Source organism: Rhodococcus sp. PAE-6, assembly GCF_025290685.1.
GTDB classification, from domain to species: domain Bacteria; phylum Actinomycetota; class Actinomycetes; order Mycobacteriales; family Mycobacteriaceae; genus Rhodococcus; species Rhodococcus pyridinivorans.
This window is the reverse complement of the sequence record NZ_JAOCLZ010000008.1, coordinates 170,908-189,110: the sequence shown is the minus strand read 5'-3', so window position 1 is coordinate 189,110 and position 18,203 is coordinate 170,908. Positions and strand designations below refer to the sequence as shown.

Genomic DNA, 18,203 nt, shown 5'->3' with positions numbered 1-18,203 from the left:
ATCCCCGCCGTCCGTGGACGGCAACAATACCGCCGGGCTGCTTATATGCTCCCCTCAGACCGCTCGACACGAGGAAGGGAGTGCCCGGTGGACGTACGGATCACCCCTCCCTTCGCTCCTGTCGAGAGCCACATCCGCGACGACGCCGATACGGACACTCCGGACGCCCGGTTCGACGACGCTCGTGCCCTGCTCCGGTCCACGCCGGTCCGGTTGGTGGTCCTCGGGGTGGTGCTCACCGTGCTGCTCGTCGCCTCGGCAGCGGTCTCCGCAACGATGGTGTCCGGCAGGCAGGCCACCCACGATCGTCTCCTCGCGTCCATCGAGCCGCTCGCCAGCGCGGCCCAGAATCTCTACAGCGCGCTGTCGGTGGCCGACGCCGCCGCCGTGACGGGCTTCATCTCGGGCGGACTCGAACCGGAGGCGGTGCGCAGTCGCTACATCCGGGCGACCAACGAGGCCGCGGAATATCTCGTCATCGCGGCGACCGGCCTGACCGATGCCGACCGCGAGACCGCGCACAACCTGACGGAGATCGGGCGGCTGCTGCCCGTCTACACGGGTCTCATCGAGACGGCTCGCACCAACAACCGCACCGGGCATCCGGTCGGCGCCGCATATCTCGGCGAGGCCTCGCACCTGATGCAGACCGAACTGCTCCCCGCCGCGCAGGAACTGCACACGCGCGGCGTCGCCGCGGTCGAGGACACCCAGCGCGACGCGGTGCGACCGCCCTGGCTCGCGATCGGATTGCTCCTCGTCACGGTCGCTGCCCTGTGCGTGGCGCACGCCGTCGTGAGCCGCCGCAGTCGTCGCACCCTCAATCCCGGAATCCTCGTCGCGATCGGCGCGACCGGCGCGCTGCTGTGCTGGTTGCTCGTCGCGGGCCTGGCCTCGTCGAGTGCCACCGAACGCGCCATCGAGCGCGGTGCGGCACCGCTCGCCGATCTCACCGAGGGCCGGATCCTCGCCCAGCAGTCGCGTACCGCCGAGACCCTGCTGATCGCCCGGCGCGACACGACCGGCGCGTACGACGACACCTTCGAGACCAACATGGCGCGGCTCGGCAACATCCTCGACGAGTACGGTCGCGATTCCGCCCTCGAGGCGGGCGCCGAGGCAGTGGAGACCGCCCGGTCGGCGCACGACGCATGGATCAACTCGCATGCACGCATGGTCGACGCCCTCGTCCGCGGCGACTACGCAGCGGCCTCGGTCCTCGCGGTCGGTGCAGGTCCCGGCGAGTCCACCGCCCGGTTCGTCGCTCTCGATGCGGCCCTGACGGAAGGAATCGACGACACCCGCACCGAACTGCGCGACAACGAGTTCCGCGCCTCCCGCACCCTCGCCGGCCTCGCACCGATGTCGGTGGTGCTGCTGACGGTGGCGCTGGTCGGCGTGTGGGTCGGTCTCCGGCCCCGGTTGAAGGAGTACCAGTGAGAGAGCGCGTTCTCGTCGCGGGCCTGTGCGTCGTCGCCGCACTCGCCGGCGGGTGCGCGACCGACCCCCCACCGCGCGCCCCCGGCCTCCAAGGCACGACGACCTCTCTCCCGCTTCCCGAGAACGCGCGGATGCTCGAGTCGTCGGTGGCCACACCGCCCGCCCCCGACTGCGGCGATCCCACCGCCTCGCTTCCCCCGGATCCGAACGCCACCGGACCTGCGATCGATCGGATCCGCACGCGCGGCCGGCTGATCGTCGGCCTCGACACCGGCAGCAACCTCATGAGCTACCGCGACACCGCGACCGGGCGCATCACCGGTTTCGACGTCGACATCGCACGTGAGATCGCCCGCGACCTCCTGGGCGATCCCGACCTCGTCGACTACCGCATCCTGTCGTCGGCCGAGCGCGAGAAGGCGCTGCAGGACTCCACCGTCGACATCGTCGCGAAGACCATGAGCATCACGTGCGCCCGACGCGAGAAGGTCGACTTCTCCACCGAGTACTTCCGAGCCCAGCAGCGCGTGCTCGTCGTCCGGGGATCCGACATCCGCTCCGCCGCCGATCTCGCCGGCCGGCGCGTGTGCATCGTCGAGGGCACCACCTCGCTGCTCCGGATGCGAGAAGTGCAGCCGTCGGCGTCGATCCTCACCGTGCCGTCGTGGGCCGACTGCCTCGTCGTCCTCCAGCAACAGCAGGTCGACGCCGTGAGCACCGACGACACGATCCTCGCCGGACTCGCCTCACAGGACCCCTATCTCGAACTCGTCGGCCCCTCCCTGGGATCGGAGCCGTACGGAATCGGAATCCGGCTGGGCAGCGACGAGCTCGTACGCTTCGTCAACGCCACCCTCGAACGGATCCGCTCCGACGGGACGTGGACGGCGCTGTACGACAAGTACCTGCGGGTGCTCGGTCCCACTCCGTCACCCCCGACACCGAACTACCGGAAGTGACGGCCATGTCCGACGAACCCGAACCGGCCGATACCCCGTCGGCCGATTCCGGCCCCGCCACCGAACGCGGCCCCGGCCCCGTCCCAGCCACGCGGCCCGAATCCACCCAGCGCTCGTCGATCTGGTCCGGCTCGTCCTCCCAGCGTTCGTCCTCCCAACGTTCGTCGAACCGCCGCATCCGGCCGCGCGGAACCCAGCGTCGCCGCATCGCCGGCCTCGTCGACGTGCCGGTCCCCACCACGAAGGATCCGGTCGACGCCGTCCTCCGCGATCCTCACGTCTCCGAAGGCAAGAGGTTCTGCGCGAAGTGCGGACAACCGGTGGGACGCAGCACCCCGTCGGGGCCGGGTCCCACAGAAGGTGATTGCCCCCAGTGCGGAACACATTTCCAGTTCACTCCGGCCCTGCACCGCGGGGACCTCGTCGCCGGGCAGTACGAGGTGCAGGGTTGTCTCGCCCACGGCGGACTGGGATGGATCTACCTCGCGATCGACCGCAACGTGAGCGACCGCTGGGTAGTGCTGAAGGGCCTGCTGCAGGGCGGCGACGCCGAGGCCCAGGCGGTCGCGGTGGCCGAACGCCAGTTCCTGGCCGAGGTCAGCCATCCGAGCATCGTGCAGATCTACAACTTCGTCGAGCACCCCTCACCCGACGGCACCCCGATGGGATACATCGTCATGGAGTACCTGGGTGGTCACACCCTGCGTACCGTGCTCGACAACTATCCCCCACCGAACCGCATCCCCGTCGAGCAGGCCATCGCATACATGCTCGAAGTGCTACCGGCACTGCAGTATCTGCACGACATCGGACTGGTCTACAACGACCTCAAGCCCGAGAACATCATGGTCACCGACGAGCAGATCGAACTCATCGACCTCGGCGCCGTCTCCGCGATCGAGGGATACGGCTATCTGTACGGGACGCCGGGATATCAAGCACCCGAGATCGTCCGGACCGGGCCGACGGTCGCGAGCGACATCTACACGGTCGGACGCACACTCGCGGTGCTCACCCTCGACATGCCCTCGGACAAAGGCCGTTACCGCGACGGTCTGCCCACCCCCGAGCAGGCTCCCCTGCTCGACGAGTTCGACTCCTTCCACCGCCTGCTCCTGCGGGCCACGAACCCCGATCCGCAGCAGCGCTTCTCGTCCGCCGACGAATTGCACGGACAGCTCACCGGTGTGCTGCGCGAGATCCTGTCGAAGAAACTCGGCACCGAACACCCCGGACTGTCCCGGCTGTTCAGCCCGCCCCGCACGACCTTCGGCACCGACGAGGCACTCGTCCCCACCGACGTGTACGCCGACGGGATCGAGCGCGACCCCAAACTGCGGGGCCAGGATGTCGCGGCGGCACTGCCCGTCCCCCTGCTCGACCCCAACGATCCGAGTGCCGCGCTCCTCGCCGCCGCGGTGCACAGCGAACCGCAGCAGACCCTCGACTCGCTCCGGCACGCGCGCGAGAACGGGGTCGGGCGGGTCGTCGGAGCATCCGACGTGTCGTTCTCCAAGGAGATCACCCTCGCCGAGGTCCGCGCCCATCTCGATCTCGGGCAGGTCGACAGCGCGGTGGAGATCCTCACCCGCCTCGAGCGCGAGTCCGGCGACGACTGGCGCATGGACTGGTACGCCGGCATCGCCGAACTGCTGCAGGACGACTACGAGGCAGCGTTCACCCGGTTCGACAAGGTGCTGCAGGCGCTTCCGGGTGAGATCGCCCCGAAGATCGCACTCGGGGCCACCGCCGAACTGACGCTGCAGCATTGGGAGAGCGACGACCCCGACGCGTGGCGACGCTTCTGCGAGCAGTCCTACCGGGTCGTGTGGCGCACCGATCACGCCGTCGTCAGCGCGGCCTTCGGGTTGGCACGCCAGCTCACCGCCCGCGACGAGATCCGCGCCGCCGTGGACGTGCTCGACGAGGTCCCCACGACCTCCCGGCACCACAGTGCCGCGACCATGACCGCCGCGCTGATCCTGTTACGAGGCGATCGCGTCGAGGAGATCTCCGAGGCGGATCTGCGCGAGGCCGCGCACCGGATCGCGTCGCTGCCTCCCGACGAGGGTCGCGCCCTGCAGATGCGCGCACTGGTCCTCGGGACAGCGCTCGAATGGGTGCGCAGTGGACGGGCATCGAGTCGCGAGTACGACCGCATCCTCGACGTACCGTTCACCGAGAAGGGACTACGCCTGGGCACCGAGGCGGCGCTGCGGCAATTGGCGCGCAACGCCCCTTCCCGCACACACCGCTACACCCTCGTCGACCTCGCGAACGCGATCCGGCCGCGCAGTTTGACCTGATCAGAAGTCAGCGCCGGGCGAACTGCACGGCCGCGCGGGCGATGGCGAGTTCCTCGTTCGTGGGGATCACGAGCACCTCCACCTGCGACGAGTCGGCCGAGATCCGGCGTTCCCCGTCGTCGTCGGCAGTGTTGCGCGCATCGTCGACGACGATGCCGAGCCGGTCGAGGCCGGAGAGGCTGTCGCGCCGGACGTCGACGTTGTTCTCCCCCACCCCACCGGTGAACACGATCGCGTCGACGCCGCCGAGCTCGAAGGTGTAGGCGCCCACGTACTTCCGGATGCGATGCACGTAGACTTCGTACGCGAGTCGCGCGTCCTCGTCGCCCTCGCCGACGAGCTTCAGCAGAGCCCGGAAGTCGTTGACACCCGACAGCCCCTTCAGGCCCGAATGCCGGTTGAGCAGGTCGTCGATGGCGTCGACCTTCAACCCGGCCGCCCGGTTGAGGTGCATGACGACACCCGGATCGATGTCGCCGCTGCGCGTGCCCATGACGAGACCCTCGAGCGGGGTCAGTCCCATCGAGGTGTCGATCGGGCTCCCACCTGCGACCGCCGACGCCGACGCACCGTTACCCAGATGGAGCACAACCAGATTCAGGTCCGCGATGTCGCGTCCGAGGAACTCCGCGGCACGCCCCGACACGTATTCGTGTGAAGTACCGTGGAATCCGTACCGCCGGATGTCGTGCTTGTGGGCGATGTCGCGGTCGATCGCATAGGTCGCCGCGTGCGGCGGAAGACCGTGGAAGAAGGCGGTGTCGAAGACACCCACATGGGGGATGTCGGGCAGTTCCTCCCGCGCGACCTCCATTCCCACGACGTTCGCCGGATTGTGGAGGGGCGCAAGGATCGACAATTCGTCGACGGCGCGGACCACGTCGTCGTCGATCAGGGTCGGTTCGTAGAAGACCTTGCCGCCGTGCACGAGTCGGTGTCCGACGGCGACGATGCCCACCTCGTGCAGCGGACGGCCCAGCCCTTCGAGCATCTCCAGTACCGCACGCAGTCCGGTCCGGTGGTCGGCGATGGCGTCGTTGCGTTCGTCCGCCCCCGCCGTGTGGTGGAAGACGATCCGGCCCTCCGGTTCCCCGATCCGCTCGATCAGTCCGTGCGCCAGCGACTTTCCGCTCTCCGGTTCGATCAGCTGGAACTTGATCGACGACGATCCGGAGTTGAGGACCAGGACGGTGCCTGCGGTGACCGGGTTCGGGCTGCTCACGCGTCTTCCTCCTGCGCCTGGATCGCGGTGATGGCGATGGTGTTGACGATGTCCTGGATCAGGGCGCCCCGCGAGAGGTCGTTGACCGGCTTGTTCAGGCCTTGCAGGACGGGTCCGACGGCGACGGCACCGGCGCTGCGCTGCACGGCCTTGTAGGTGTTGTTGCCGGTGTTCAGGTCCGGGAAGATGAACACCGTGGCGCGTCCGGCGACGTCGGAGTCGGGCAGCTTCGCGCTCGCGACCGTCGGTTCGATCGCCGCGTCGTACTGGATCGGACCTTCCACCAGCAGGTCGGGTCGCCGCTCCCGCACCAACGTCGTGGCCGAGCGGACCTTGTCGACGTCGGCACCCGAACCGGATTCGCCGGTGGAGTACGACAGCATCGCGACCCTCGGGTCGATGCCGAACCGGGCGGCGGTCGCGGCGGACGAAATCGCGATGTCGGCGAGCTGGTCGGCGGTCGGGTCGGGGACGACGGCGCAGTCGCCGTACGCGAGGACACGGTCGGCGAGGCACATCAGGAAGATGCTCGACACCGTGGAGACGCCCGGTTCGGTCTTGATGATCTCGAGGGCGGGGCGGATCGTGTGGGCGGTGGTGTGGGCCGCGCCCGAAACCATGCCGTCGGCCAGTCCCAGGTGCACCATCATCGTGCCGAAATATGAGATGTCGCGCATGATCTCGCGCGCACGTTCGACGGTCATGCCCTTGTGGGCACGCAGCCGCGCGTACTCCTCCGCGAACCGGTCGGCGTGCTCGGAAGTGCGCGGGTCGAGGATCTGCGCCTGCGACAGGTCCACCCCGAGTTCCGACGCCCGCTGGCGGACGGCTGCCTCGTCGCCGAGGATCGTCAGCTTCGCGATGCCACGCTGGAGCACGCGTCCGGCGGCTCGAAGGATGCGGTCGTCCTCGCCCTCGGGCAACACGATGTGCCGCTGCTGGGCCCGCGCGCGGTCGATGAGCTGGTATTCGAACATCTGCGGGGTGGTCACGGACGGTCGCGGCAGTCGCAACCGGTCGAGCAGAGAACGGGAATCGACGTGTCGTTCCATGAGCGCGAGTGCCGTGTCGATCTTGCGCTGTGCGCCGAGGGCCATGCGGCCTCGGGTGCGGTCGGCAGCCGAGGCGGTGTCGAAGGTGCCGAGTTCGGTGGTGAGTATCGGCAGCGACGGCTTCAAGGCCGTGACGAGCTGCGCGATCATCGGGTGCGGCAGCAGGCCCCCGTTCATGATGATGCCGGCGAGCGTCGGGAATCCTTCGGCGGCATTGGCATTGACCAGCGCGAGGATGACGTCGGAGCGGTCGGCGGGAGCGATGACGACGACGCCGTCGGTGAGCCGCTCGAGAATCCGTTCGGCGGTCATGCCACCGACCATGATCCGCAGCGCTTCCCGCTGCAGCAGGTCGGGGTCACCGCTGTAGAGCTCGCCTCCGATCGCGGTCTGCAGCTCGGCCATCGTCGGCGCGACCAGTGCGGGCACCTCCGGGAGCGTCCACACCGGTTCGGTGCGGTCGCCGAGAGCCCGGGCGATCTCGTCGAGTGCATGGGGGTCGCAGCGGTTCACCACCACCGCGCCGAGATGCGCGTGCTGTCCCGCGAGCTCGTTCGCACACACACCGGCGAGCTGGGCGATCTCCGAGGGCGTGCGGCGGGAACCGCGCAGGACGAGCAGTACCGGGGCGTCGAGGTTCGCCGCGATGCGGGCGTTGTACGACAGTTCGCTGGGGTTGGCGATCTCGGTGTAGTCGCTGCCGACGATGACGACGGCGTCGCAGCGGTCCGCCACCGCGTGGTACTTGCCGACGATGTCGCTGAGCGCGGCGTCCGGGTCGTCGTGGACGTCGTCGTAGGTGACGCCGATGCAGTCCTCGTAGGCGAGGTCGACGGTGGTGTGTTCGAGCAACAGTTCGAGGATGTAGTCGATGTCGCTGTCGGAGCGCGCGATGGGACGGAAGACACCGACGCGGGCGGTGGACGCGCACAGCGTCTGCAGCACGCCCAGGGCGACCGTCGACTTCCCGGTGTCCCCTTCCGGAGCTGCGATGTAGATGCTCGAGACGGACCCTGCAGCAGCACTCATGGATTCCACCCTAACTGCAAACTTTGCTCCGTCCCGCGTACCCGCGCACACGCCCGGCCGGCGGTGTCCGGCCGGGCATGGGAGTCGCGGGATGTCAGGAATGGGTCTGCAGCACGCGCGGGGTGTCGGGCTGCTCGGTGCCGCTCCTACTCAGCGGAGAAGCGGCACCTTGCGGGTCGGACGTCAGGTGAGTGCGCGCAGGCGCGGGGCGAGGTCGCGCTCGAACAACTCCAGGAACCGCTTCTGATCATGACCCGGCGCATGGAACACCAGATGATTCAACCCCGCATCGACATACGCCCTGACCTGCTCGACCGCCTCGTCCGGATCCGACGCCACGATCCACCGCTTGGCGACCTGCTCGATCGGCAACGCATCCGCCGCCGCCTCCATCTCCATCGGATCATCGATCGAATGCTTCTGCTCCGGCGTCAGCGACAGCGGTGCCCAGAACCGGGTGTTCTCCAACGCCTTGTCCGGATCGGTGTCGTACGAGATCTTGATCTCGATCATCTTGTCGATCCCCGCGACATCCCGCTCCGCCTTACCCGCCCCCTCCGCCACGGCCGGCAACAGCTTGTCGGTGTAGAGCTCCATGCCCTTACCCGAGGTGCAGATGAACCCGTCCCCCGCGCGTCCGGCATAGCGGGCGACGACCGGGCCACCGGCGGCGACGTAGACCGGGATGCCGCCTTCGGGCACGTCGTAGATCGACGCGCCCTTGGTGGTGTAGTACTCGCCCTCGAAATCGACCCGGTCTCCGCGCCACAGCTCGCGCATCAACCGCACCGATTCACGCAGCCGGGCGAAACGTTCCTTGAACTCCGGCCACTGGCCGGCATAACCGGTGGCGATCTCGTTGAGTGCTTCACCGGTGCCGACCCCGAGGAAGATCCGTCCCGGATACAGACACCCCATCGTCGCGAAGGCCTGCGCGATCACCGCCGGGTTGTACCGGAACGTCGGCGTGAGCACACTCGTGCCCAGCTGCAACCTTTCGGTGCGCTCCCCCACAGCGGTCATCCACGCCAACGAGAACGGCGCATGCCCACCGTTGTGCCGCCACGGCTGGAAATGATCCGACACCGTCGCCGAATCCATCCCGTGCGCCTCGGCCAACACACCCAACTCGACCAGCTCGCGCGGGCCGAACTGCTCCGCCGACGCCTTGTATCCCAACTTCAAACCCTGAGCCACAGATTCCTCCGACCGTTCGCGTTCCGATGTCCCCGAGTATGCCCACCGGACGCTCGTCGTCGGTCGAGACCGACGTTGTGTTCGAAATTCACCGAAAAATCGCACACAACACCGGTCTCGACAGGTCACCCGAGGGCACCGGCGCGGTGCAACGCGCGTCGCACCCTTTCGACGAGGACTCGAGGTCGCCGATACAGCAGGTCGGCGCCGACACGCACCACGGTCCAACCGAGCTCCGACAGCAACGCATAGCGGTCGATGTCGATGGTCCGCTGTACTCGATCGGTCCAGTGCTGCGCACCGTCGTACTCGACGAGGACCCTCCACTGCTTCCAGCCCATGTCCGCACGTGCCACGAACCGCCCACCGTCGTAGATCTCGATCTGCGTCTCCGGCACGGGCAGACCGGACCGGACGATCAGCAGCCGCGTGTGCGTCTCCGGTGGTGACGCGGCACCTCCGTCGACGAGTTCGAGAACCTTCCGTACGGACGCGAGGTGCCGAGCGCCCTTGTTCCGAGCGGCCACCGCTTCGATCTCGTGGACCTTCGTTCCGGTCGCATTGCAGAGCGCGTCCACCATTTCGACGCACCGATCGAGGTCCGCACCGCGCGCGAGGTCGAAGGCCGTTCGGGCCGGTATCGTCACCGTCATTCCGTCGACGACGCAGGATTCGATGTCGTCGACGCTGCGAACGATGATGCCCGGCGTCGAGTGCAGTTTTCCGGGTCGCACCATCTCCGCCGGCAACGACGCGTCGAGCCAACGGGTCCCGTGCACGGCGGCTGCGGACGGTCCGGCCAGTACCCCGGCGCCTCCGGTCCACAACCAGGCGGCCTTCGCGCGTAGCAGCGCGGTCGCTTCGACTCCCGGAGCGACGTACACATTGCGATGAAGCTTCACGAAGTAGTGCCGAAGTTGATACCGCGTCACCGATCCGGCCGCCAGTGCATCGGTGCCGGCGAACGGTTCGTGGAAGTCGACCATGAGCGCGAGCGTGCCCGGTCTCCTGCGTTCCCGGTACCCCGAATCCGCCGTCTGTGGAGAACTTTCGACGTTATCCCCAGACGCGCCGAATCGAGACCGGTGTTGTTGTCGATTTCTCGCGAGTTATCGACAACAACACCGGTCTCGACGAACGATCACGCGGCGCGGACCCGCGCCAATCCCCATTCGCGGGCCAGCAGTTCGTAGGAACGCAGACGGTCCTCGTGGCCGTGGGTGACCGAGGTGACGACGAGTTCGTCGGCGTCCGTTACTCGGCGGAGGGTGTCGAGACGCTCCGCCACCGAGCTCGGCGCCCCCACGAACTGGGTGACGATGCGGTCGTCGACGAGGGCTCGCTCCTCGTCGGTCAGCGGCGGGGTGGTCTCCGGGTCCGGGTACGGGATCGCGCCGTGGCCCGAGCGAATGCTGTGCGTCCAATGCCCGTAGGTCGACGCCAACTCGCGTGCGGTGGCGTCGTCGTCGGCGACCACCGCGTCGGCCGAGACCACCACGTAGGGCTTCCCCAGGATCGGCGACGGACGGAACGCCGACCGGTACGCCTCGACCGCTTCGACTGTCGTGCCCGGGCTGACGTGGTAGTTCGCACCGAACGGCAACCCCAGGCGACCCGCGAGTTCCGCCGAGGGTCCGGCACTCGAACCGAACACCCACAGCTCGAGGTCGGCGCCTTCTCCCGGACTGACGTGCAGATCCGTTCCGTCCGGTGCTGTGTAGGTGCCGTCCAGGAAGGCGAGGATGTCCTCGACCTGCTGCGTGAAGTCGGGCGACTGCGCACCGGGTTGCTGCAAGATGCCGAAGCTCGCGGCCGACCGGGACGACGACAGCAGCTTCGCCGGCGAGAAGGGCGGCGGGATGATCAGTCCGTCGCGAATCTCCGTCGCCCGCGGAGCGGGTTCGGGAGCCGTCCCCGTCAATGCCTCCGCTCGTCGCTGCCCCGACCTGCCGAGACCGAGATCGATGCGTCCCGGGTACAGGGCGTCGAGGGTGCCGAAGGATTCGACGACGCCGATCGCGGTGTTGTGTCCGAGTTGAACCGCGGCGGCACCGATGCGGATGGTGCGGGTCGCGGCGGCGATCGCGCCGATGAGCACGTCGGGTGCCGACGAGGCGACAGCGACGAAATGGTGCTCGGCGACCCAGTACCTCTTGTACCCCCACGCTTCGACGTGGCGCGCCAGGTCGATGGTGTTGCGCAGCGCCTCCGGCACCGAGGACCCCTCGCTGACCGGCGAAAGATCCAGCACGGACAGCGGAACCGGATTCACGGCGTTCACGACGACTCCCCGACATGCGGAGTGCGTTCACCGGCTTCGACGGCGAACGGAAGACGGTTCTGCGGCGGCGCGATCGGGCACGTCGCCGCGTCGGTGAACGCACACGGCAGGTTCGCGGCGCGGGTGAAGTCGAGCGTGACGGTGCCGTCGGCCGCCGGCGTGTCGACCTGCAGGATCCGCGCTGCCGGATAGGTCGTCACCCCGCTCGTCGCGTCGGTGAACAGGATCCGCAGCGGACCGCCGGCTTCACCGAAAGCGACGAGTTCGTGTGCGGCGCCATCGTATCCGAATCGGACCACGCCCGCCGCCGGGTGGTGGTGTTCGAGCCCGTCGACGACCGAGCCCGTCGTCACGACCTGCTGTTCGTCGAATGCCTCGAACCGGCCGGTCAGTACCCAGGACTGGTCGGGTTCGTAGGCCGGGACGCTGGTGAACGACGTGAGCGCCGGCGCCGTGCGGTCGTGGATGCGGATGCCGAATCGTCCGGTGCGCTTGATGATCTCGACGAAGCCGCGGTCGAACTCCGCTTCGAGACCGGGCGCACCCTCGACCGGCTCGTAGGTGGTTGTCTCACCGTCGAATTCGTGGACCACCGATCCGCCGTCGACATGCCACCGTCCCGGCGCTTCGTCGAAGGAGTTGGGGGTCTCGTCGAGCCAGTGCAGGGCGGTGAGGCTCAGCCAGCCGAGCGGTTGCCGCAGGCCGTCGTTGCGCTCGGCATGCCACCGCTGCCATTCGTCGACGAACTGATCGAGTGTTGCGGTCATGACGCGCGGGCTCCTTCGGTGACGGCGTGCGGGTCGCGCAGGCCGAGGTGGCCGCGCAGGGTGGTGCTGTCGTATTCGGTGCGGAAGCTGCCGCGTTCCTGCAGCAGCGGGACGACCCTGTCGACGAACTCGTCGAGGCCGCCGGGGGTGAGGTGCGGGACGAGGATGAAGCCGTCGCTGGCGTCGGTCTGGACGTAGAGGTCGATCTCGTCCGCGACCTGCTGCGGCGTTCCGATGAACTGCTGGCGTGCGGTGACCTCGATGACGAGTTCGCGGATGCTCAGGTTCTCGGCGTCCGCCTTCTCCTTCCACTGCCGGGCGACGGCGAGCGGATCCTTGGCGTGGCGCACGCGGCCGCGCGTGATGGTGACGTTGTCCTCGGGGTCGACCTCCGGCAGCGGGCCGTCCGGATCGTATGACGACAGGTCCTTGCCCCACACCTGTTCGAGGAAGGCGATGGCCGTCTGCGGACCGACCTGCTGTAGGCGGATCTGCCGCGCCCGCTCGTGCGCTTCGGCTTCGGTGTCGCCGAGGACGAAGGTCGCGGCGGGCAGGATCTTCAGCTCGTCCCAGCTGCGTCCGTACTTCGCGAGGCGGTTCTTGACGTCGGTGTAGAACGCGCGACCCTCCTCGAGCGTGCCGTGCCGGCTGAAGATGGCGTCGGCCTTGGCGGCACCGAACTCACGACCCTCATCGGAGTCGCCGGCCTGCAGGAGGACGGGATGCCCTTGGGGACTGCGCGGCACCTCGAAGCGACCCGCGATGTCGAACTGGGTGGTGTGGATGTCGAACGACGCGATGTCGCCGTCGGGAGCGAAGATCCCGGCCCCACGGTCGATCTCGGGACCGCGGGCCGACCAGCCGTCCCACAGTTCCCGCACCACGTCGACGACCTCGGCGGCACGGACGTACCGCTGCGAGTGCTCGAGGAAACCACCACGACGGAAGTTCTCGCCGGTGAACGCATCCGACGAGGTGACGAGGTTCCACGCGGCGCGACCGTCCGAGAGGTGGTCGAGGGTCGCGAACTGCTTGGCCAGTTCGTACGGCTCGTTGAAGGTCGTGTTGATGGTGCCGGCCAGGCCGAGGCGGGTGGTGGCACCGGCGAGGGCCTCGAGCACCGTGAGGGTGTCGGGGCGCCCCACGACGTCGAGGTCGTGGATGCGGCCGCGGTGCTCACGCAGCCGGAGTCCTTCGGCGAGGAAGAAGAAGTCGAACCTACCGCGTTCGGCGGTGTGGGCGAGGTGCAGGAACGACGAGAAGTCGATCTGGCTCTTCGACGCGGGGTCGGCCCACACCGTGGTGTTGTTGACACCGGGGAAATGCGCGGCGAGGTGGATCTGCTTACGAACAATGTTGCGGGACACGATGATCGTTCCTTCAGTGAGCAGCCGCGAAGCGGTTGGCGGGACGGGGCAGACCGAGCCTGTCGCGGAGGGTTCCGGTGGTGGGTGCGACCTCGGCGCGGACGACGGGTAGCACGTTCTCGACGAGGCGGCGGAGGGTGGACGGCAGAGCGAGCGGCCGCAGGGTCACCCCGTCCACACCCTTTGCGTCGCCGAGCAGTTCGATCAGGTCCTCGGACGTACCGACGTGGACGAGCGTGTCGGAGCGGTACGGCTCCCCCGCCCACGCCTCGAGCTGCGCGAGATCCGCTGCGGCGTCGTCGCCGAGCAGGACGTCGACGTCGAGCAGCACGAAGATCGGCCGGTCGCCCGCCGCGGCCCGGATGCGGCCGGCCAGTTCGGATGCGGCGGCGAGGTCGGTGGCGCGGATACGGACGAGATCGGCTCGCTGCGCGGCGAATCCGAAGGAGTCGGCACCGGTCACCGTCACCGCGACCAGCGGATGTCCTTGTGGGGATCGCGGCACGATCGACGATCCCTTGACGGAGAAGTACTCGCCGACGAAGTCGATGTAGTGGACCTTGTCGCGATCGATGAAGCGGCCGGTGGCGACGTCGCGGATCTCGGCGTCGTCCTCCCAGCTGTCCCACAGTCGCGCCGCGACCTCGGCGGCCTCGTGCGCCTCGGCCCACAGCGACGCGGTGTCCTGATCGTCCTTGCGGCCGAACAACTCCACGACGCCCGGTGTCACCGCGACCTCCCACCCGGCGCGACCGAGTGTGGTGTGGTCGATCGTCTGGATCGCCTTGGCGACGTGGAACGGCTCTGTGTGGGTGACGGTGGCCGTGGGGATCAGGCCGATGCGCGTGGTTGCGGTGGTCAGTCGCGCCGCGAGGCCGACGGCTTCGAGCCGGCCGCGCACCGTGGTCGCGTCCGAGACGACGCCGAAGGTGTCGGGGAAGAACGCGAAGTCGACGCCGGCGCGATCGGCAGCACCGACGAGGTCTGCCCAGTAGCGGGGGGTGAACAGTTCCTCGGCGCGCGAGTCGTCGCGTCGCCAGGACGAGGGGTGAATGCCGGTGCCGGCGAAGTCGACGGCCAGCAACAACTCTGAACTATCGGACATGATGGACCTTCCCGGGGATGGCCTCGAGTAACGTCTGCGTGTACTCGTGTTGGGGGTTGTCGAAAATTTTTGCGGTGGAGCCGTATTCGACGACCCGACCGGCGCGCATCACGGCGACGGTGTCGCTGATCTGCCGGACGACGGCGAGGTCGTGCGAGATGAACAGGTAGCCGAGTCCGAGTTCGGCCTGCAGCGAGGTGAGCAGGTCGAGGATCTGAGCCTGGACCGACACGTCGAGCGCCGAGACGGGCTCGTCGAGGACCAGCAGCTCGGGGTTCAGGGCGATGGCCCGTGCGATGGCCACGCGTTGCCGCTGCCCACCGGACAGTTCGGCGGGTCTGCGGTCCAGATGTGCCGTCGACAACGCCACTTGATCGAGGAGGCGGACGACGTGCTCGGCGCGTTCGGCTCTCGTGCCGACACCGAACGCCTCGAGGGGTTCGGCGACGATGTCGCGGATCCTCAGTTTCGGGTCGAGCGAGGCGTAGGGATTCTGATGCACGATCTGCACCCGGCGTCGCAGCGCCCGCAGGGCACGGCCCCCGAGCGCGGTGATGTCGTCACCGTCGAACCGGACCGATCCGGCGGTCGGGGTCTCGAGCCGGATCGCGATGCGCGCGACCGTAGACTTGCCCGAACCCGACTCCCCGACCAGCGAGAGGGTGCCGCCGCGGGGAACGTCGAAGGACACATCCCGCACGGCGTGCAGCGAGGACTTCCGGTCGATGCGGAAGGTCTTCGACACCTTCGACACCGACAGGATCGGAGTGGCCTCTTTCAGGGCGGGTCGCACGGACCGTTCCGCGAGGCTCGGCGCGGCCGCGATGAGCGCGCGCGTGTACTCGTGTTGCGGGTCGGTGAGGACCTGCGCCGCCGGTCCGGTCTCGACGACCCGGCCGCCCTGCATCACGACGATGCGGTCGGCGCGATCCGCCGCGACGCCCAGATCGTGGGTGATGAGCAGGACCGCGGTGCCGGTCTCGGCGATCCGCGTGTCCAGGTGGTCGAGGATGCGGCGCTGGACGGTCACGTCGAGTGCGCTGGTCGGTTCGTCGGCGATGACGAGGTCGGGCCGGCAGGCGAGGGCGATACCGATGAGCACCCGCTGGCGCTGACCGCCGGACAGTTCCTGCGGGTACTGCTTCGCGCGCAGCTGCGGGTCGTCGAGCCCGGCCTCCTTGAGGATGCGCAGCGCCTCGATCCGGGCGGTGCGCCGGTCGGCGAGACCGTGGATGCGCAGCACCTCGGCGATCTGGTCGCCGATGCGGATGACGGGATTGAGGGAGGTCGTCGGGTCCTGCGGAACGAATCCGATCCGGGCGCCGCGGATGCGTTCGAAGGCATGCTCGGACAGGTCGTTCAGCGACGTGCCGTCGAAGGACACCGACCCGGCCGTGACGCGACCGGTTCCGGCAAGCAACCCGATGATCGCGTGCGCCGTCGTGGACTTGCCCGATCCCGACTCGCCGACCACCGCGACGACCTCGCCGCGACCGACGGTGAGATCGACACCGTTCACCGCGACCACCGGTTCGCGCGACGGCCCGTAGGCGACCTGCAGGTCGCGCACTTCGAGGAGGCTCATCGTGCGCTCCTGTCCTCGAGGGCGTGGCCGATGCGGTGGGCCGAGAGCACGATGGCGACGATGACCAGGCCCGGCAGGGTCGTCATCCACCAGGCCGCGGCGAGATAGTTGCGGCCCTCCGAGATCAGCGACCCCCATTCGGGTGTCGGCGGCACGGCACCGAATCCGAGGAAACTCAGCGACGACACGGCCAGCACGGCCATACCGAATTCGACGGCGGCGAGGGCCGCGACGGGGGCGTACGAATTGCGCAGCACGTGCCGGCGCAGCACGGTGTGCCACCGGACTCCGCACGCGAACGCCGCTTCGACGTAGAGCGCCTTGCGTACCCGCAGCACTTCCGAACGCATGACGCGCGCGAAGTTCGCCACGAGGCTCACGCCCACGGCGATCGCGACGTTCATCGTGCCGAAACCGAGGGCCGTGACGAGCGCGAGGGACAGCAACAGCGCGGGGATGGACAGCAGGACGTCGACGAGGCGCATGAGTGCGGCGTCGATGGCACCGCCGACCGCACCGGACAGCAGCCCGATCAACGAGCCGACCACGAGGGCGAGGCCGACCGCGACGAGCGTCGCGGTGAGCGACAGACCGGATCCGTGCACGACGCGCGTGTACACGTCTCGGCCGAGATTGTCGGTGCCGAACCAGTGCGCGACGCTCGGTCCCTGCAGCTTCTCGGCGGGCACACCCTGCAGCGGGTCGCCCGAAGCGAAGAGCGACGGGAACAGCGCGAAGCCCACCGCGAGGAGCAGCACGATCGACGACACGACGAGCACGGCGTTGCGCCGCACCCCTGCCGCGACGGACGTGATCCGGATTCTTCTGCGCGAATGAGGTTCCGGTAGCGGCGTTGCCGGAAGTGTTTCGCGGACGAGAGTGTCAGACACGTGCCTCGACCTCCAGGAGAGTGTCGTCGTGGGTCGGATCGTCCTCGGTCGAGGCTGCGCCACCCCGGTCGATGCCGTGGGTGATCCGCGGGTCGATGAGGGGGTAGAGCAGGTCGACGGCGAGGTTGACGAGCACGAATACGGTGGACGAGAACACGACGATGCCGAGCACCACCGGAATGTCCTGCGCCATCACCGACATCTGGGTCAGACGCCCGATACCGGCCCGGGAGAAGACCGTCTCGACCACCACGGACCCCGCGATGAGGTTGCCGACGATGACGCCGGCGATCGTGAAGGCGGGGATGCTCGACAGCTTCAGGGCGTGCCGCGTCTGGATACGCAGGCGGGACGCGCCTTTCGCACGCGCCGCTTCGATGAACGGCTGCCGCCAGGTCGTCTGCAGGCTGGTCGCGAGGACCTGGGCGATCACCGCGCCGGTGGGCAGCGCCAGGGTGATCGCAGGAAGGATCACGTGCTCGATGCCCTGGTCACCGAAAGCCGGGAACAGTCTCAATCGGAACGAGAAGAGCTGCAACAGGATCAGGCCCACCCAGAAGGTCGGCACCGCAACACCCAGCGGTGGTAGCGAGAACAGCAGGCTACGGAGCCGCTGCGCCCGGGTGTAGGTCGCGAGGAAGGCGACCGCCGTGCCGAACACCAGGGCGAACACCAGGGCCGTGCCCGCCAGGACGAGGGTGCTCGGCAGGGCGGCAGCGATCGCATCGGTCACCTGCTGTCCGGTGGAGATGGACATACCGAAATCGCCTCGGACCGCGTTGCTCAGCGCGTTCCAGTACTGCACCGCGACCGGTTGGTCGAGGCCGTACCGCGCCTGGAGCTGTTCGATAGCGGCGGCATCGACCGGTGTTCCGGCGTCGGCACCGGCGGCGAGGGAGACCGGATCCGAGGGGAGCAGGAACAGGACCGCGAACGACACCGTGAACGCCGCCCACAGCACCCCGACGGCCTGGAGCACACGGAAACCGAGATAGCGCAGCAT

Annotated in this window: 14 protein-coding genes; 3 read left to right on the top strand and 11 right to left on the bottom strand. The window is 68.4% G+C overall.

The genetic code is table 11. The features are described 5' to 3' along the window. Positions 1 to 87: 87 nt before the first annotated feature. From NVV99_RS17125 to NVV99_RS17115, 3 genes are read left to right on the top strand one after another with little or no spacing between them, the layout of a single operon-like run. Entirely contained in the window at positions 88 to 1,440 is a 1,353-nt protein-coding gene (locus tag NVV99_RS17125; protein WP_024101821.1) for a hypothetical protein, read from the top strand. Next, positions 1,437 to 2,399 carry a glutamate ABC transporter substrate-binding protein gene (locus NVV99_RS17120; RefSeq protein WP_024101822.1) on the top strand — a complete coding sequence of 321 codons (963 nt, stop codon included), beginning with the start codon at positions 1,437 to 1,439 and terminating at the stop codon, positions 2,397 to 2,399. Before NVV99_RS17125 ends, NVV99_RS17120 begins: the two co-directional genes overlap by 4 nt. After that, a complete protein-coding gene (locus NVV99_RS17115; protein ID WP_024101823.1) occupies positions 2,396 to 4,705 on the top strand; it encodes a serine/threonine-protein kinase in 2,310 nt (769 codons plus the stop codon). The genes NVV99_RS17120 and NVV99_RS17115 overlap by 4 nt, the downstream gene beginning before the upstream one ends. Before the next feature lie 7 nt (positions 4,706 to 4,712). Here the strand turns inward: NVV99_RS17115 and NVV99_RS17110 are convergent, their stop codons facing one another. The 11 genes from NVV99_RS17110 to NVV99_RS17060 form a co-directional block, all read right to left on the bottom strand. After that, entirely contained in the window at positions 4,713 to 5,927 is a 1,215-nt protein-coding gene (locus NVV99_RS17110; protein ID WP_006553664.1) for an acetate/propionate family kinase, read from the bottom strand. After that, entirely contained in the window at positions 5,924 to 8,008 is a 2,085-nt protein-coding gene (pta, locus tag NVV99_RS17105; protein ID WP_024101824.1) for a phosphate acetyltransferase, read from the bottom strand. Before pta ends, NVV99_RS17110 begins: the two co-directional genes overlap by 4 nt. Positions 8,009 to 8,191: 183 nt before the next feature. Further along, positions 8,192 to 9,205, bottom strand: a complete 1,014-nt coding sequence (gene fgd, locus NVV99_RS17100) for a glucose-6-phosphate dehydrogenase (coenzyme-F420) (RefSeq protein WP_024101825.1) — start codon at positions 9,203 to 9,205, stop codon at positions 8,192 to 8,194. Between the two features lie 125 nt (positions 9,206 to 9,330). Further along, positions 9,331 to 10,191 (bottom strand): endonuclease domain-containing protein, encoded by an 861-nt coding sequence (locus NVV99_RS17095; RefSeq protein WP_024101826.1) that lies wholly within the window; start codon positions 10,189 to 10,191, stop codon positions 9,331 to 9,333. A gap of 155 nt (positions 10,192 to 10,346) precedes the next feature. Continuing rightward, on the bottom strand, positions 10,347 to 11,486 hold the full coding sequence (locus NVV99_RS17090) for an LLM class flavin-dependent oxidoreductase (protein WP_024101827.1): 1,140 nt from the start codon (positions 11,484 to 11,486) through the stop codon (positions 10,347 to 10,349). Continuing rightward, positions 11,483 to 12,253: a DUF1684 domain-containing protein gene (locus NVV99_RS17085; RefSeq protein WP_024101828.1), complete on the bottom strand. Its 771-nt coding sequence runs from the start codon at positions 12,251 to 12,253 to the stop codon at positions 11,483 to 11,485. Before NVV99_RS17085 ends, NVV99_RS17090 begins: the two co-directional genes overlap by 4 nt. Next, on the bottom strand, positions 12,250 to 13,620 hold the full coding sequence (locus NVV99_RS17080) for an NtaA/DmoA family FMN-dependent monooxygenase (protein WP_024101829.1): 1,371 nt from the start codon (positions 13,618 to 13,620) through the stop codon (positions 12,250 to 12,252). Before NVV99_RS17080 ends, NVV99_RS17085 begins: the two co-directional genes overlap by 4 nt. 13 nt (positions 13,621 to 13,633) lie before the next feature. Beyond that, positions 13,634 to 14,725 (bottom strand): LLM class flavin-dependent oxidoreductase, encoded by a 1,092-nt coding sequence (locus tag NVV99_RS17075; RefSeq protein ID WP_024101830.1) that lies wholly within the window; start codon positions 14,723 to 14,725, stop codon positions 13,634 to 13,636. After that, complete coding sequence (locus NVV99_RS17070) at positions 14,715 to 16,310, bottom strand: ABC transporter ATP-binding protein (RefSeq protein WP_024101831.1); 1,596 nt, start codon at positions 16,308 to 16,310, stop codon at positions 14,715 to 14,717. The genes NVV99_RS17075 and NVV99_RS17070 overlap by 11 nt, the downstream gene beginning before the upstream one ends. After that, on the bottom strand, positions 16,307 to 17,200 hold the full coding sequence (locus NVV99_RS17065; protein ID WP_024101832.1) for an ABC transporter permease: 894 nt from the start codon (positions 17,198 to 17,200) through the stop codon (positions 16,307 to 16,309). Before NVV99_RS17065 ends, NVV99_RS17070 begins: the two co-directional genes overlap by 4 nt. After that, complete coding sequence (locus tag NVV99_RS17060) at positions 17,193 to 18,203, bottom strand: ABC transporter permease (RefSeq protein ID WP_024101833.1); 1,011 nt, start codon at positions 18,201 to 18,203, stop codon at positions 17,193 to 17,195. The genes NVV99_RS17065 and NVV99_RS17060 overlap by 8 nt, the downstream gene beginning before the upstream one ends.